Origin of the sequence: Novosphingobium sp. KCTC 2891, from assembly GCF_025938155.1 — a bacterium.
Taxonomy (GTDB): Bacteria; Pseudomonadota; Alphaproteobacteria; order Sphingomonadales; family Sphingomonadaceae; genus Novosphingobium.
Genome location: NZ_JAPCZG010000002.1, coordinates 463,960 through 479,910, shown reverse-complemented (window position 1 = coordinate 479,910; position 15,951 = coordinate 463,960). Strand labels below are relative to the sequence as shown.

Below are 15,951 nucleotides of genomic sequence, written 5' to 3'. Positions count from 1 at the left end.
ACGTGAAATTCCGCGAATGGGACAGGGCGGCCCGAAAGCCGCCCCGCCGCCTTATTCCGCCGCCTGCGCGAAGTCGTCGTCGTCGTCCTCGTTGTCGAGCGACGAGAGTTCGACGTTGAGACCCAGCGAGCGCATTTCCTTGACGAGCACGTTGAAGCTTTCGGGAATGCCGGCCTCGAAGGTGTCGTCGCCCTTGACGATCGCCTCGTAGACCTTGGTGCGGCCGACAACGTCGTCCGACTTGACCGTCAGCATTTCCTGGAGCGTGTACGCCGCGCCGTAGGCCTGGAGAGCCCAGACCTCCATTTCGCCGAAGCGCTGGCCACCGAACTGCGCCTTACCGCCCAGCGGCTGCTGGGTGACGAGGCTGTAGGGCCCGATCGAACGCGCGTGGATCTTGTCGTCCACAAGGTGGTGCAGCTTGAGCATGTAGATGATGCCCACGGTCACCTTGCGGTCGAACGCTTCGCCGGTGCGTCCGTCATACAGCGTCGACTGACCCGAGGTATCGAGGCCCGCCATCGTCAGCATCGCCGAAACGTCGGGCTCGCGCGCGCCGTCGAACACCGGGGTGCCCATCGGCACGCCGGCCTTCAGGTTATCGGCCAGCTCGAGGATCTCGGCCGTCGAACGGCTGTCGATGTCCTCGCGGTAGTTCTCGCCATAGATCTCGTGCAGCTTGTCGATCAGCACGCTCGGCGGCGCGGCCGCTTCGGGGTTCGGATTGGCGTGGCGCCATTCCTCGAGAGCATGCTTGATCTGCTGGCCAAGGCCGCGCGCGGCCCAGCCCAGGTGCGTTTCGAAGATCTGCCCGACGTTCATGCGCGAAGGCACGCCCAGCGGGTTGAGCACGATGTCCACGTGCGTACCGTCCGCGAGGAACGGCATGTCCTCGATCGGCAGGATGCGCGAGATGACGCCCTTGTTGCCGTGACGGCCAGCCATCTTGTCGCCCGGCTGCAGCTTGCGCTTCACCGCCACGAAGACCTTGACCATCTTGAGCACGCCCGGGGCGAGATCGTCGCCGCGTTCGAGCTTCTCCTTGCGGTCCTCGAACTTCTCCTGGATCGCCTTGACGGTCTCGTCGTACTGCGCCTTCACCGCTTCGAGCTGCGCCTGGCGCGCATCGTCGGCAACGGCGAACTTCCACCATTCGTGACGCTCGACATCGGCCAGCAGCTGCTCGTCGATATCGGCGCCCTTCTTGATGCCCTTCGGCGCGGCCGTGGCGACCTGGCCGAGCAGCATTTCGCGCAGGCGGTTGAACGTGGCGCGGTTGAGAATGGCGCGTTCGTCCTCGCGGTCCTTGGCGAGGCGTTCGATTTCCTCGTTCTGGATCGCACGGGTACGGTCGTCGATCTCGATGCCGTGGCGGTTGAACACGCGCACGTCGACGATGGTGCCCGAAACGCCCGGCGGCAGGCGAAGCGAGGTGTCGCGCACGTCGCTGGCCTTTTCACCGAAGATCGCGCGGAGCAGCTTCTCTTCCGGCGTCATCGGCGATTCGCCCTTCGGCGTGATCTTGCCGACGAGGATGTCGCCCGGATGCACTTCGGCGCCGATGTAGACGATGCCCGCTTCGTCGAGGTTGCGCAGGGCTTCCTCGCCGACGTTCGGGATGTCGCGCGTGATGTCCTCAGGCCCGAGCTTGGTGTCGCGGGCCATCACTTCGAACTCGTCGATGTGGATCGACGTGAAGACGTCGTCCTTCACGATCCGCTCGGAGATCAGGATGGAGTCTTCGTAGTTGTAGCCGTTCCACGGCATGAACGCGACGAGGCTGTTGCGGCCGAGCGCCAGTTCGCCGAGTTCGGTCGAGGGACCGTCGGCAAGGATGTCGCCCTTCTCGACAAGGTCGCCCACCTTCACCAGCGGACGCTGGTTGATGCAGGTCGACTGGTTCGAACGCTCGAACTTCTGCAGGCGGTAGATGTCCACGCCCGACTTGCCCGGCTCGATGTCGCCGCTGGCGCGGATGACGATACGGGTAGCGTCGACCTGGTCGACCACGCCGGAGCGCAGCGCCGAGATCGCGGCGCCCGAATCGCGCGCCACGGTCTCTTCCATGCCGGTGCCCACGAACGGCGCATCAGCCTTGACCAGCGGCACCGCCTGGCGCTGCATGTTCGAGCCCATCAGTGCGCGGTTGGCGTCATCGTTTTCCAGGAACGGAATGAGCGAGGCCGCGACCGAGACGAGCTGCTTGGGCGAAACGTCCATCAGCGTGATCTGGTCACGCGGGCTCATCACGAATTCGCCGTTCTGACGGGCGGAAACCAGTTCTTCGACGAACGAGCCGTCGGCGTTGGTTTCGGCCGACGCCTGCGCAACGGTGTGCTTCTGCTCTTCCATCGCCGAAAGGTAGACGACGTCCTTGGTCACCTTGCCGTCGATGACCTTGCGGTACGGGGTTTCGATGAAGCCGTACTTGTTGACGCGCGCGAAGGTCGAGAGCGAGTTGATCAGACCGATGTTCGGGCCTTCCGGCGTTTCAATCGGGCAGATGCGGCCATAGTGGGTCGGGTGAACGTCGCGGACTTCGAAGCCCGCGCGTTCGCGCGTCAGACCGCCCGGCCCGAGCGCCGAAACACGGCGCTTGTGGGTCACTTCGGACAGCGGGTTGGTCTGGTCCATGAACTGCGAGAGCTGCGACGAACCGAAGAACTCGCGCACCGCGGCAACCGCGGGCTTCGCGTTGATCAGGTCGTTCGGCATGACGGTCGACACGTCGACCGACGACATGCGCTCCTTCACCGCGCGTTCCATGCGCAGCAGGCCGACGCGGTACTGGTTCTCCAGCAGCTCGCCCACCGAACGGACACGGCGGTTGCCGAGGTTGTCGATGTCGTCGACTTCGCCCTTGCCGTCCTTCAGGTTCACCAGTTCCTTGACCACGGCGAGGATGTCCTCGGTGCGCAGCGTGGTGACGGTGTCCGGGCAATCGAGGCTCAGACGCATGTTGAGCTTCACGCGGCCCACGGCCGAAAGGTCGTAGCGGTCCGGATCGAAGAACAGGCCGTCGAACAGCGCTTCGGCGGTTTCGCGCGTCGGCGGTTCGCCCGGGCGCATCACGCGGTAGATGTCGGAGAGGGCCTGATCGCGGTCCTCGGCCTTGTCCGCCTTCATCGTGTTGCGGATCCACGGACCCGTGTTCATGTGGTCGATGTCAAGCAGTTCGAGACGGTCGACGCCCGCCTTGTCGAGTGCCTCGAGGTTCTCGGGGCTGACTTCGTCGCCAGCCTCGATCCAGATGCGGCCGGTGCTTTCGTCGATCAGGTCCTTGGCCGAATAGCGGCCGAAGATTTCCTCGGTCGGGATCAGCAGCTCCTCAAGACCGTCCTTGGCCGCCTTGTTCGCGGCGCGCGGGCTGATCTTGGTGCCGGCGGGGAAGATCACTTCGCCCGACTTGGCGTCGACGATGTCGAACGCGGGCTTCACGCCGCGCCACTGGTCGAGCACGAAAGGCACGCGCCAGCCGCCGTCGCCGCGGGCCCAGATCACCTTCTCGTAGAAGAAGTCGAGGATCTGCTCGCCGCCAAGGCCCAGCGCATAAAGCAGCGCCGTGACCGGCAGCTTGCGCTTGCGGTCGATGCGGACGTTGACGATGTCCTTGGCGTCGAACTCGAAGTCGAGCCACGAACCACGGTACGGGATCACGCGCGCGGCGAAGAGGTACTTGCCCGACGAGTGGGTCTTGCCACGGTCATGGTCGAACAGGACGCCCGGCGAACGGTGCATCTGCGAGACGATCACGCGCTCGGTGCCGTTGATGAAGAACGTACCGTTGTCGGTCATGAGCGGGATATCGCCCATGTAGACGTCCTGCTCCTTGATATCGATGAGCGACTTGGTCTCGGTCTCGGCATCGACCTCGAAAGTCGCGAGCTTGAGCGTCACCTTCATCGGCGCGGCATACGTGATGCCCCGCTGGCGGCATTCGTTCACGTCGTACTTCGGCGACTCGAGGACGTAACCGTCCTTTTCCTTGATATCGAGGCTGGCCGTGCCCGCGAAATCCTGGATCGGGAACACCGAGCGAAGGGTCTTTTCGAGGCCCGACACATAGCCCGTCACCGGGTCCGAGCGCAGGAACTGCTCGTACGATTCGCGCTGAACCTCGATCAGGTTCGGCATCTGCACGACTTCGTGAATGTCACCGAAGATCTTGCGGATGCGCTTCTTCACGCCAGCGCGTGCGGGAGCTTTGTTCGCCATGGAAGGGTTATGCCTCTTCGCTCTAATCGTGCCGGGAAACCGGCTGAATTCTGCCACGCGCGGCGGGTGGCGCCATCCAGCAGCAAAAGGCCGCATGGCGCGTAGCATCCGGTCGGATGCCGCGGCCCGCAGCCTGTTGCGTCAGAATGGAAATCCGGGATCGCTTCCTTCGTGGGCCTTCCCCCGCGCATGGGAAAGCCTTGCTCGAAGCGGCGGATGAAGGAGGCCGTATAGGCGTGCCACCGCGCAAAGTCAAAGCCTTGCGGGCCTGTCGCCCGCGGACCTCCCCGTCCATGCTTGACTTTCGCCGCCCGATGCGACAGAGGCCCGCCCCGACCGGCAGGCCTAGCGCCTGTGCCTGGTCATCCGTCCGAGACAGCTGGAGCAGGTTCCCTGCTTAATCACCAGCCTAGGCGGGGAAATGAGTTTCTGGCCCCTCGCTCCGATTGCGATGCGTGGTGCCTTTGGCGCTTTGATGCGCACCTCCTTCCCTTGTCAACGGACTCGCCGGTGCCCTTTTGCGGGGCATCGACAACGTAGCCGGCCGCGCGGGGTTCGCCCCGCTCGGCCATTGTGAAGGAGTAAGGCATGGATCGTTCGCAAAAAGCCGAATCGGTCGCATTCCTCAACGGCGTGTTCAGCGAGGCCGGCGCGGTGGTGATCACCCGCAACCTCGGCATGACGGTGGCCCAGTCCACTGTCCTGCGGAACAAGATCCGTGAAGCGGGTGCCACCTACAAGGTTGCGAAGAACAGTCTTGCCAAGCTTGCCGTCGCAGGCACCGATTACGAAGGTCTGGGTGATTTCTTCACCGGTCCGACCGCGATCGCTGCTTCCGTCGACCCGGTGGCTGCCGCCAAGGCCGTCATCGAGTTCGCCAAGACCACCGACAAGATCGAAATCGTCGGCGGCTCCATGGGGACGCAGGTTCTGAACGCGGATGGTGTCAAGGCGCTCGCCTCGATGCCCTCGCTCGACGAACTGCGCGGCACGCTCATCGGCCTCATCCAGGCTCCGGCCACGAAGATTGCCCAGCTCACGACCGCTCCGGCGGCCAAGCTGGCCCGCGTCTTCGGTGCCTACGCCAAGGAAGCCGCATAAGCGATTTCGAGCCGGGCGCTTGCGTCCGGCGCCTCGGAAATCGCGGCAAGCGCATAAGACTGTTCCTTTTCCGTCCGGCCGGAACGCGGCCGGGCACCACACAATCTGGAGTGATACAACATGGCTGACATCGCCAATCTCGTCGCCGAACTGTCGAAGCTGACCGTTCTCGAAGCCGCCGACCTCGCCAAGGCTCTCGAAGAAGCATGGGGCGTTTCCGCCGCTGCTGCCGTTGCCGTGGCTGCTGCCCCGGCTGCTGCTGCCGAAGCCGTTGAAGAGAAGACCGAATTCGACGTCATCCTGACCGGCGACGGTGGCAAGAAGATCCAGGTCATCAAGGAAGTCCGCGCGATCACCTCGCTCGGCCTGACCGAAGCCAAGGCGCTGGTTGAAGCCGCTCCGAAGGCTGTCAAGGAAGGCGTGTCGAAGGCTGAAGCCGAAGACATCAAGAAGAAGATCGAAGAAGCCGGCGGCACCGTCGAAATCAAGTAATCTTCTTCCGGATTTCCGGATCAGGAATACAGGAAAGGGCGGTCCTTCGGGGCCGCCCTTTTCATTTGGAGGGGCACCGTCCGCGTCGGCGATCGGCGCTAGTGCATCGCTCCCAGCAGGTTGAGCACGATCTCGAAGGCGATCAGCACGATCACCGCCGCTTCCAGCCGGACCGCCCGCTTGTCGCGCACGATCTCCACCAGCGTGTCGGCGAAATCGCCAAGCGCCGAGAACTTGCGGTCGAGCACTTCGGCGCGCTCCTTCAGTTCGTATTCGTTTTCCAGCCGCGCATAGAGCCGGTCGAGTTGCGGGTTGTCCCACAGCACGTCGGGCCGTTCGTCCACCTGGACCATGCCGGTCACGCGGTGGCGCGCGGCAAGCACCGCGCCCACCAGCCGCATCACCGCCCGGATCGAGAGACGTGCGCGCCCGTTGACGCGCAGATCCTCCACCACCGGCGCGCTCGCGTCGAAAGCGGAGGCGACCATCGCCTCGTCGCGGTTGAGGACGGCGCTGCGGGCCAGCACCGTCGCCACCAGCAGCAACCGGTCGGGATCGACATCGGCGAGCATGATGCTGCCTTCGGCGCCGATCCGGTCCGCCTGCTCGGCCGACACGAACAGTTCCACGCTTTCCGTTTCACGCTCGTCCGTGGGAGCCTCGACATGGGCCGCGCAGGCATTGACCAGCGCCTCGGCGCTCTGGCCGCGCGGCGCGAACGTGACGACCACGCCGAAACGGAAAACGAAAGCCGGCCCGATCCGCGATCCGGCCTGCGCCAGTTCGGCACTTTCGCCAATGTCCTTGGTCCGAACGCGGGCCCCCAGCAGCCATGCGGTGGCGACCAGCGGCTCCGCGCGAGAGGGTGCGGTATCGGCCAGGCTTCCCACCATCACGACATCGGGCGAAACGATCATGCCGGCGCGCTCCCCTTACCGGTCGCGAGACCGATCCCGATGGGCCGGATCGGCGGCAGCACCCACTGGAACAGCACCGCGCCCAGCAGGCTGATCGCGGCGGCAAACGCGAAAGCGCCCGCAAAGCCGCCCGAGGCATCGACGATCAAGCCGGTGATCAGCGGACCCGCCACGCCCGAAAGACTGCCGATGGCGTTCTGCCAGCCGATCCAGCTGCCGGCCAGCCGCTCCCCGGCGAAGATCTGGCCGATGGCATAGGTCATGGTCGGCCCGATCCCCATCGCAAGTCCGGTGAACACCAGCCAGCCAAGCAGGCTGGCCTGTCCCGGTGCCATGGCGATGCCGACGATGCCCACCGCGAGCGCGACCTGCCCGCCCACACTGAACGCCCGGCGCACCGTGTCCTCGTCGCGCCCGGCGCGCACCATGCGGTCGGACGCGTGCCCGAAGAACAGCGACGCGGCGGCCTGCGCGCCATAAGTCGCGGCCGCGAACCAGGCCATCGTCCCGATCGACAGGCCCCGGCTGTTGACGAGGTAGAGCGGCAGCCAGATCGAGACGAAGAAAAAGGCATAGTTGGCGGTCACGTGGCAGGCGCCGGTGATCCACAGCGCCCGCTGCCGCAGCAGCCCGGCATAGGACAATCCCTGCGGCGCCGCGCTCCTGCCCACATCGGGCAAGGCTCGCACCACGAAGAACCAGGGCACCAGCCAGGCCAGTGTCACCGCTCCAAACGCCGCGAACACCGCCTGCCAGCCCCAGCGCGCCAGGATTGCCCCGCCCGCCAGCGTGCCCAGCGCCGGCCCGAGCGCAAGGCCCACCGCGACGACCGCGTTGGCGGTGCCGCGCTGCGCCGGGCCGACATGGCGCGCGATCAGCTTGGATGTGCAGGGAAAGACGAAACTTTCGCCCAGCCCCAGCAGCAGCCTCAGGACGATCAGACTGGCCAGCCCACCGACCAGCCCGGTCAGCATCGTGCTCAGCGCCCACAGCGCCAGCGCGAAGGCCAGCACCTTGTAGACGGAAATCCGGTCGCTCAGCCAGCCGAGCAGCGGCTGCATCGCCGCGTATGTCCAGAAGAAGGCCGATGCCGCGAGGCCGAAAGTCGTCGCTGACAGCCCCAGGTCGGCTTTCATCTTCGGCGCGGCGATGCCCAGTGCGCCGCGATCGACGAAATTGAGCAGCACCGCCACCGCCAGCAGCAGCACCAGCGCCCGGACGGCTCCGGCTCTGCCCCCGCCGCCGGCCCTCATATCCGCCGATGCCGTGGCCATGTCCGCGCCGCCCCTTTCGCAAAGCGCAAGAGTAGCAGCGCGGCATGGCACGGCAAGCCTTGCTCAGAAGGCGAGGCTGAACGATCCCACCACGCGCGCCTTCGCCAGCCTGCCGATGTGGCTGGCATCGGTGTCGTGATAGCGCACATCGAGCTTGGCGCCCTTCATCACGGCGTAGCTCAGGCCCGCATTCCACGTCGTGTAATCGGGCAGGGCATCGATCTGCTGCCGCCCTACCGCACCCGACGCGGTCAGCTTGCCGGTCAGCGGATAGGACGCGCCCACTTCGCCATAAAAGGCGTGTTGGCGCGTGCCGAAGTAATTGCCGGTATAGTATCCGGCCGCCTTCAGCCCCAGCTTGCCCACGCTGCCCGAAATGGCAGCCTTGCCTTCCAGCGTGTCGATCTTCGCCGGTGCATCGACATAGCCATAGCGCACCGCGCCCAGGTCGAGCTTCACGGCGCCCAGATCGAAGACATAGCCGCCCCACAGGTCGTATTCCTGCGAGATGCCGGCAAAGTGGACGTTCTCGGTGCCCGCGCCGGCGTAGAAGTTCCGGTAGCCGACCGAGACGGTGGCAAAGACTGCCGGCTTCTCGTCCGACTGGCTGACCCCGCGCCAGACGTATTCGGTCGCGCCGGTCAGGCCGAAGCCCACTTTCAGGTCCGAAGGCGCCTCGGTCTTCACGTTCGCGGCGGGCGTCTTGTCCTGGTAGGTTTCCGCATCCTGGGCAAACGCGCACGCGGGGGCGATCGCCGCGGCAATGGCCGCGACGGCAAGAGTGATCCTCATCTGGCAATCCTTCCCTAGGTTTTATGGTTCGTTCTGGCGGGCGCGCGCATCCGTTCGCGGACCGCGCCCGCGTCATTGGTCATGGCAAATGGAGGGGAGCGTCCGGGACGCCGCCTTGGGAGAGGTGGCGCGGCGCCCCGAAGCCTGCGACCCACGCCTGCTATCCGCATTGGGGGTCGATGCGACCCGTCGGACTTTTCAGAGTTCCCGACGGTATATGCGCGTCAGAAGAAGCCGAGTTTCTTCGGGCTGTAGCTGACGAGCATATTCTTGGTCTGCTGGTAGTGATCCAGCATCATCTTGTGCGTCTCGCGGCCGATGCCCGACTGCTTGTATCCGCCGAACGCCGCGTGCGCGGGGTAGGCGTGATAGCAATTGGTCCAGACGCGCCCGGCCTGGATCGCGCGGCCAAAGCGATAGCAGGTGTTGGCATCGCGGCTCCACACGCCCGCACCAAGGCCGTAAGCGGTGTCGTTGGCGATCTGCAGCGCCTCCTCCGCGGTCGAGAAGGTGGTGGTGGAAACCACCGGGCCGAAGATCTCCTCCTGGAAGATCCGCATCTTGTTGTGACCCTTGAACACGGTCGGCTGGATGTAGAAGCCGCCCGCCAGATCGCCGCCAAGGCTGGCGACACCGCCGCCGGTCAGCACCTGCGCGCCCTCATCCTTGCCGATCTGGAGATAGCGCAGGATCTTCTCCTGCTGCTCCGCGCTCGCCTGCGCGCCGATCATCGTCGCCGGATCGAGCGGGTTGCCCTGCACGATCTGCTCCACGCGGCGGAGCGCCCGCTCCATGAAGCGATCATAGATCGATTCATGGATCAGCGCGCGGCTGGGGCAGGTGCAAACCTCGCCCTGGTTGAGCGCGAACATCACGAAGCCCTCGATCGCCTTGTCGAAGAAGTCGTCGTCGTGCGCGGCCACGTCGGCAAAGAAGATGTTGGGGCTCTTGCCGCCCAGTTCCAGCGTCACCGGGATCAGGTTCTCGCTGGCGTATTGCATGATAAGGCGCCCGGTGCTGGTTTCGCCGGTGAACGCGATCTTGGCGATCCGCCTGGAGCTGGCGAGCGGCTTCCCCGCCTCGAGGCCGAAGCCGTTGACCACGTTGAGCACGCCGGGGGGCAACAGGTCGGCGATCAGTTCCATCAGCACCAGGATCGAGGCCGGCGTCTGCTCCGCGGGCTTCAGCACCACGCAGTTCCCCGCCGCCAGCGCGGGCGCCAGCTTCCACGTGGCCATCAGGATCGGGAAGTTCCAAGGGATGATCTGCCCCACCACGCCCAGCGGTTCGTGGAAGTGATAGCCGATGGTGTCCTCGTCGATCTCCGCGATCGAGCCTTCCTGCGCGCGGATGCATCCCGCGAAATAGCGGAAGTGGTCAATGGCAAGCGGGATGTCCGCCGCCATGGTCTCACGGATCGGCTTGCCGTTGTCCCACGTTTCCGCCGTGGCGAGCAGGGCCAGGTTGGCCTCCATCACGTCGGCAATGCGGAGCAGCACCAGCGCGCGCTCGGCGGGCGAGGTGCGGCCCCATGCGTCCTTGGCGGCGTGCGCGGCGTCGAGCGCGAGTTCGATGTCGTCGGCATCGGACCGCGCGACGCGGCAGATCACTTGCCCGTTGATCGGCGAGACATTGTCGAAATAGCGGCCGGCGCATGGGGCCACCCACTTGCCGCCGATGAAATTGTCATACGTGCTCGCGAAGGGCGCAACCTTCGCCGCCTTTTCCGCCACAGCCGTGTCCATGGTGCCATCCTCTCTCGTTGTCCGGGGCGGCGCGTTTCCGTCACCCTCAAGCTGCGATGGTTCCACCAGATGGCCCGGCTGGAAATCCCCCCGCCGGCCTTGGCCGATCCACCTGTCTCATGCGTGAGACAGCAGGGACCAGGTCGCTGGCGGATCAGTGCATCCCGATCATGCCGGCGCGCTCCATCCGCCGGTACATCGTCGCGCGCGCCACGCCGAGCAGCCGGGCCGCTGCCGCCACATTGCCGCCGGAGCGCGCCAGCGCCTGCCGCAGCACGGCGCGCTCGCTGTCCTCGAACCCGGCGGGCGCTTCCTGCCCCAGCACGTCGGCCAGCGGCTTGGGATCGAGCGCGCGCGCAGCGCCCAGCCCCAGTCGCCGCCGCGCCGCGCGCGTTGCTCCGATAACCAGGTCGTCGCGGTCGACCGCCAGCAGCGCCGACCCGCGTCCCGGCGCGTCGGGCGCATGGACGATGCGCGCCCCGGAATAATGGCGGCAGAAGTATTCGCGCTCGATCTGGCGCGCGGCGTCCTGCACCAGCGCCGCCACAAGCGCGGCCATCGCCTCGCCGTGATCGGCCCGCGCGCTGGACACGTCGAGCGCGGCCACCAGCTGCCCCTCGGGGCCGAAGATCGGCGCATCCATGCACGAAACGCCGATGTTGCGGCTGGCGAAATGCTCGCCTTTCAGGATCGAGACGGGTCGTTCCTCGACCAGGCAGGTGCCGATGCCGTTGGTGCCCTCGGCCGCCTCGCTCCAGTGCGCGCCGATCGACAGGCCGATGGCGTCGAACAGCGCGGCATCGCCCGCACCGGACCGCGCCTCGATCACCGTGCCTTCCACGTCCGACAGGATCACGCAGCAGCCGGTTCGCCCCACGCTGCCGAACAGCGTGTCGAGCACCGGGGTCGCCGCCGCCAGCAGCGGGCCGTTGGCCTCTCGCAAAAGGTCCAGCGCGGCCCCGCCGATGCGGGGACCGGTGCGCCCGCCCGCCGGGTCCAGACCATGGTGCAGCGCAGACCGGCACCACGATGCGGCAACCGCGGAAGTGCCCGCGTCACGCCCGGATTCAACCGTGCTCAGCACATGTTCGCTATGCTTGCCGCGCCCATTGGGCATGATGTCACCCTCTCGCCAAGCCGCCGATGCCCCGGCACTCGTGGGCGGTGCCGCATGACTCGGGACTGGCGCGGCAATCCTTAGCCGGATCGCGCCGAATGCAAGGGTTTTTGGTGAGACGGGCGACGGGCGGTGTCTCGTTTCCGGGACACCGCCTGCGCGGCGTTCACTTCAGCGTCTTGAGGTAGTCGATGATTTCCTTGCGCTTGGCCGCGTCCGCCTGCCCCGCATAAGTCATGCGCGTGCCGGGGACGAGCTTCATCGGATTCTCCAGCCACTTGTCGAGCGTGGCGTCGTCCCACGTCAGGCCGGAGGCCTTGAGCGCGGGGCTGAAGCTGTAACCGGGCACGTCGCCCGCCTTGGTGCCGACGATGCCGAACAGGCTGGGGCCGATCACCGTCTTGCCCTTTTCGACCGCATGGCAGCTCTTGCAGATGCCGAACGCGGCGGGGGCGGCATTGGCGGCGACCGCCGTCGTCGCGGCCGTGTCAGCCGCAGCCGGAGCAGCCGCGGGGGCAGAGGTATCCGCCGTCTGCGCGGTATCTTCCTGCTTCGCGCCGCCGCAAGCCGAAACGCCGGCCGCAAGTGCGACCGAAAGCGAAACCTTCATCAGCATCTTCATCGGGTATGCCCTTTTCCTTGACGGCCACCTCTTCCCCCAACGCAACGCCGATGACAGGCGTTTGGTGCCGGGGCACGGGGCCTTTCCATGGGACCGCCCCCGCCCTATGCCCCCGCCCGTGATGTTTGAGAAGCCACCCGCAACGACCATGGACGAATGGCGCAGCACGCTGCGGCTCGCCGCGCCCTTGGTGGGTGCAAACCTGCTGCAGATGGCGGTGTTCGCGGTAGACGTGGTGTTCGTCGCGCGGCTCGGCCCGGAAGCGCTCGCCGCATCCTCGCTGTCGGTCGCGCTGTTCGGGCTGCTGATCTGGAGCCTGACCGGGCTGGTCGGCGCGGCCTCGCCGCTGATCGCTGCCGAACTCGGCCGCCGCCGCCACGCGGTCCGCGAAGTGCGCCGCACCGTGCGCATGGCCGCCTGGGCGGGCCTGCTCGCCGCGTTCATCGCCATGGGCGTGTGCCTGCTGGGCGGCCCGCTGATGCGGCTGACCGGCCAGCAGGAAGGCGTGATCGTGCGCGCCGTGCCGTTCCTGAACGTGCTGATGTGGGCGGCGATTCCCGCCGTGCTGGCGGCGCTGCTGCGCACCGTGGTGGCCACGCTCGGCCGGCCCGGTATCGGCACCGCGATCACCGCGATGGCGGTGGCGGTCAACGCTTTCGGCAACTGGGTCTTCGTGTTCGGCCACCTCGGCGCGCCCGAGCTGGGGCTGACCGGTTCCGCGATTTCCAGCGTCGTCACCAGCAGTGCCATGCTGATCGCCTATGCGCTGGTGATCCGCTTTGACCGGCGGCTCCGCCGCTACCGTTTCCTCGGCCGCTGGTGGCGCCCCGAATGGCAACGCTTTCGCGATGTGCTGGCGATCGGCCTGCCGATCTGCGGCACGATCATTGCCGAAGCGGGCATGTTCAACGGTGCGGCGTTCCTGATGGGCCGGATCGGCGAGGCGGAACTGGCCGGGCACACGGTCGCGCTCCAGTTCGCCGCGATCGCATTCCAGGTGCCTTTCGGCGTTGGGCAGGCCGCCACGATCCGCGTCGGGCTGGCCTATGGCGCGGGCGACAGCGGCGCGATCGCGCGCGCCGGGCGGGTGGGAATGCTGCTGGGCATCGGCTTCATGGCGCTGTCCGCCGGGATCATGCTGGCCTTTCCGCGCCCGTTGCTGCGGCTCTATGTCGATCCCGATGCGCCGGAAAACGCGCGCATGGTCGCCTTCGCGCTGCAATACATGGCGGTGGCGGCGGCATTCCAGCTGTTCGACGGCGCGCAGGCGGTGGGCGCCGGCATGCTGCGGGGGCTGCAGGACACGCGCGTGCCGATGCTGATGGCGCTGTTCGGATACTGGGTTCCCGGCGTGGGCACCGCGCTCTGGCTGGGCCTGTTCACCCCGCTCGGCGGCCTTGGCGTGTGGATCGGGCTGCTCATCGGCCTGGTGTTCGTCGCCGGCCTGCTGCTGTGGCGGTGGCATCGCCGGGCGCGGCTGGGCCTTCTGCCGGCCTGACGCCACTCCCCGACCGTCGCATGGGGCTGTTCATCGACGCGAAAAGATTCTTGGATCGGCGCGCTTGACGCCTCTTGGGCACGCACCCATATGCAGGCCGCTGGCACTCTCGCCTTGAGAGTGCCAAGCACGATTTCATATCCCAATTGAACATTGGAAGAGGGAGCAACCCATGACTTTCCGTCCGCTGCACGACCGCGTGCTGGTGAGCCGCGTCGAAGCCGAGGAAAAGACCGCCGGCGGGATCATCATCCCCGACAGCGCCAAGGAAAAGCCCGCTGAAGGCGAAATCGTCGCCGTCGGCACCGGTGCCCGCGCCGAGAACGGCACGATCACCCCGCTCGACGTCAAGGTCGGCGACCGCGTTCTGTTCGGCAAGTGGTCCGGCACCGAAGTCAAGGTCGACGGCAAGGACCTTCTGATCATGAAGGAATCGGACATCCTGGGCGTGATCGGCTGATCACCCGGATTTCCAACCTACCCAATCCAGATATTCAAAGGAAATCAACATGGCAGCCAAGGACGTAAAGTTCGGCCGCGACGCCCGCGAACGCATTCTGCGCGGCGTCGACATCCTCGCCGACGCGGTGAAGGTCACGCTCGGGCCCAAGGGCCGCAACGTGGTGATCGACAAGAGCTTCGGCGCCCCCCGCATCACCAAGGACGGTGTTTCGGTCGCCAAGGAAATCGAACTCAAGGACAAGTTCGAGAACATGGGCGCCCAGATGCTGCGCGAAGTGGCCTCGAAGGCCAACGACGCAGCCGGTGACGGCACCACCACCGCCACCGTTCTGGCCCAGGCGATCGTTCGCGAAGGCATGACCTCGGTCGCCGCCGGCATGAACCCGATGGATCTGAAGCGCGGCATCGACATCGCCGTCGGCAAGGTCGTCGAAAACCTCAAGGCGCGTTCGACCCCGGTTTCGGGCACGGCTGAAATCGCCCAGGTCGGCATCATCTCGGCCAACGGCGACGTCGAAGTCGGCGAAAAGATCGCCGAAGCGATGGACAAGGTCGGCAAGGAAGGCGTCATCACCGTTGAAGAGGCCAAGGGCCTCGAATTCGAGCTGGACGTCGTCGAAGGCATGCAGTTCGACCGCGGCTACCTGTCGCCCTACTTCATCACCAACCCGGAGAAGATGACGGTCGAGCTGGAAAGCCCGTACATCCTCATCCACGAGAAGAAGCTCTCGTCGCTCCAGGCGATGCTGCCGGTTCTCGAAGCCGTGGTGCAGACGGGTCGCCCGCTTCTCATCATCGCCGAGGACATCGAAGGCGAAGCACTGGCCACGCTCGTGGTCAACAAGCTGCGCGGCGGCCTCAAGGTCGCGGCCGTCAAGGCACCGGGCTTCGGCGATCGCCGCAAGGCCATGCTGGGCGACATCGCCACGCTGACCCAGGGCGAGATGATCTCGGAAGACCTCGGCATCAAGCTCGAGAGCGTCACGCTCGCGATGCTCGGCCAGGCCAAGAAGGTCACCATCGACAAGGACAACACCACGATCGTCGACGGCGCCGGTTCGGCTGACGACATCAAGGCCCGCGTCGAGCAGATCCGTGCCCAGATCGAAGTCACCACCAGCGACTACGACCGCGAGAAGCTCCAGGAGCGTCTTGCCAAGCTCGCCGGCGGCGTGGCCGTAATCAAGGTCGGCGGTGCTACCGAAGTCGAGGTGAAGGAGCGCAAGGACCGCGTCGACGACGCTCTCCACGCGACCCGCGCCGCGGTTGAAGAAGGCATCGTCCCCGGTGGCGGCACCGCGCTGCTCTATGCGACCAAGGCTCTCGACGGCCTCAAGGGCGCCAACGACGACCAGACCAAGGGCATCGACATCGTTCGCCGCGCGATCCAGACGCCGCTGCGCCAGATCGCCCAGAACGCCGGTCATGACGGTGCGGTCGTCGCGGGCAACCTGCTGCGCGAAAACGACGAGAACCAGGGCTTTAACGCCGCAACCGACACCTACGAGAACCTGAAGGCCTCCGGCGTGATCGACCCGACCAAGGTCGTCCGCACGGCTCTCCAGGACGCGGCGTCGGTTTCGGGCCTGCTGATCACCACCGAAGCGGCGATCAGCGAGCGTCCGGACGACAAGCCCGCGATGCCCCCGATGGGTGGCGGCATGGGCGGCATGGGCGGCATGGACTTCTAAGGTCCGCCAACCAACGTCAGAAGAC

General features: G+C 66.2%; 12 protein-coding genes. 5 read left to right on the top strand and 7 right to left on the bottom strand.

From position 1 onward, the window contains the following. Positions 1–51: 51 nt before the first annotated feature. Complete coding sequence (gene rpoB / locus OLX02_RS05950; protein WP_264421055.1) at positions 52–4,215, bottom strand: DNA-directed RNA polymerase subunit beta; 4,164 nt, start codon at positions 4,213–4,215, stop codon at positions 52–54. Between the two features lie 588 nt (positions 4,216–4,803). Here rpoB and rplJ point away from each other — a divergent pair. Both rplJ and rplL read left to right on the top strand, forming a co-directional pair. Then, positions 4,804–5,316: a 50S ribosomal protein L10 gene (rplJ, locus tag OLX02_RS05945; protein ID WP_264421053.1), complete on the top strand. Its 513-nt coding sequence runs from the start codon at positions 4,804–4,806 to the stop codon at positions 5,314–5,316. A gap of 120 nt (positions 5,317–5,436) precedes the next feature. Next, the gene (gene rplL / locus OLX02_RS05940; protein WP_264421051.1) at positions 5,437–5,808 is read left to right on the top strand and encodes a 50S ribosomal protein L7/L12; all 372 of its coding nucleotides are present in this window, start codon (positions 5,437–5,439) and stop codon (positions 5,806–5,808) included. A 98-nt stretch (positions 5,809–5,906) separates the two neighbouring features. Here the strand turns inward: rplL and OLX02_RS05935 are convergent, their stop codons facing one another. The 6 genes from OLX02_RS05935 to OLX02_RS05910 all read right to left on the bottom strand — a co-directional run bounded on the left by OLX02_RS05935 (position 5,907) and on the right by OLX02_RS05910 (position 12,275). After that, complete coding sequence (locus OLX02_RS05935; protein WP_264421050.1) at positions 5,907–6,725, bottom strand: RMD1 family protein; 819 nt, start codon at positions 6,723–6,725, stop codon at positions 5,907–5,909. Beyond that, the gene (locus OLX02_RS05930; RefSeq protein WP_264421048.1) at positions 6,722–7,999 is read right to left on the bottom strand and encodes an MFS transporter; all 1,278 of its coding nucleotides are present in this window, start codon (positions 7,997–7,999) and stop codon (positions 6,722–6,724) included. Before OLX02_RS05930 ends, OLX02_RS05935 begins: the two co-directional genes overlap by 4 nt. A 63-nt stretch (positions 8,000–8,062) precedes the next feature. Beyond that, positions 8,063–8,791 carry a TorF family putative porin gene (locus OLX02_RS05925; RefSeq protein ID WP_264421046.1) on the bottom strand — a complete coding sequence of 243 codons (729 nt, stop codon included), beginning with the start codon at positions 8,789–8,791 and terminating at the stop codon, positions 8,063–8,065. Positions 8,792–9,015: 224 nt separating this feature from the next. Beyond that, the gene (gene adh / locus OLX02_RS05920; RefSeq protein WP_264421045.1) at positions 9,016–10,536 is read right to left on the bottom strand and encodes an aldehyde dehydrogenase; all 1,521 of its coding nucleotides are present in this window, start codon (positions 10,534–10,536) and stop codon (positions 9,016–9,018) included. 154 nt (positions 10,537–10,690) lie between these two features. Then, on the bottom strand, positions 10,691–11,653 hold the full coding sequence (locus tag OLX02_RS05915) for a helix-turn-helix domain-containing protein (RefSeq protein WP_264421043.1): 963 nt from the start codon (positions 11,651–11,653) through the stop codon (positions 10,691–10,693). A gap of 166 nt (positions 11,654–11,819) precedes the next feature. After that, the gene (locus tag OLX02_RS05910) at positions 11,820–12,275 is read right to left on the bottom strand and encodes a c-type cytochrome (RefSeq protein WP_264421041.1); all 456 of its coding nucleotides are present in this window, start codon (positions 12,273–12,275) and stop codon (positions 11,820–11,822) included. Positions 12,276–12,423: 148 nt separating this feature from the next. On the opposite strand from OLX02_RS05910, the gene OLX02_RS05905 reads away from it, so the two are divergent. The 3 genes from OLX02_RS05905 to groL all read left to right on the top strand — a co-directional run bounded on the left by OLX02_RS05905 (position 12,424) and on the right by groL (position 15,926). Further along, on the top strand, positions 12,424–13,773 hold the full coding sequence (locus OLX02_RS05905; protein WP_264421039.1) for an MATE family efflux transporter: 1,350 nt from the start codon (positions 12,424–12,426) through the stop codon (positions 13,771–13,773). A 172-nt stretch (positions 13,774–13,945) separates the two neighbouring features. Next, a complete protein-coding gene (gene groES, locus OLX02_RS05900; protein WP_264421037.1) occupies positions 13,946–14,233 on the top strand; it encodes a co-chaperone GroES in 288 nt (95 codons plus the stop codon). Positions 14,234–14,282: 49 nt separating this feature from the next. After that, the gene (groL, locus tag OLX02_RS05895; RefSeq protein ID WP_264421035.1) at positions 14,283–15,926 is read left to right on the top strand and encodes a chaperonin GroEL; all 1,644 of its coding nucleotides are present in this window, start codon (positions 14,283–14,285) and stop codon (positions 15,924–15,926) included. Positions 15,927–15,951: the final 25 nt, after the last annotated feature.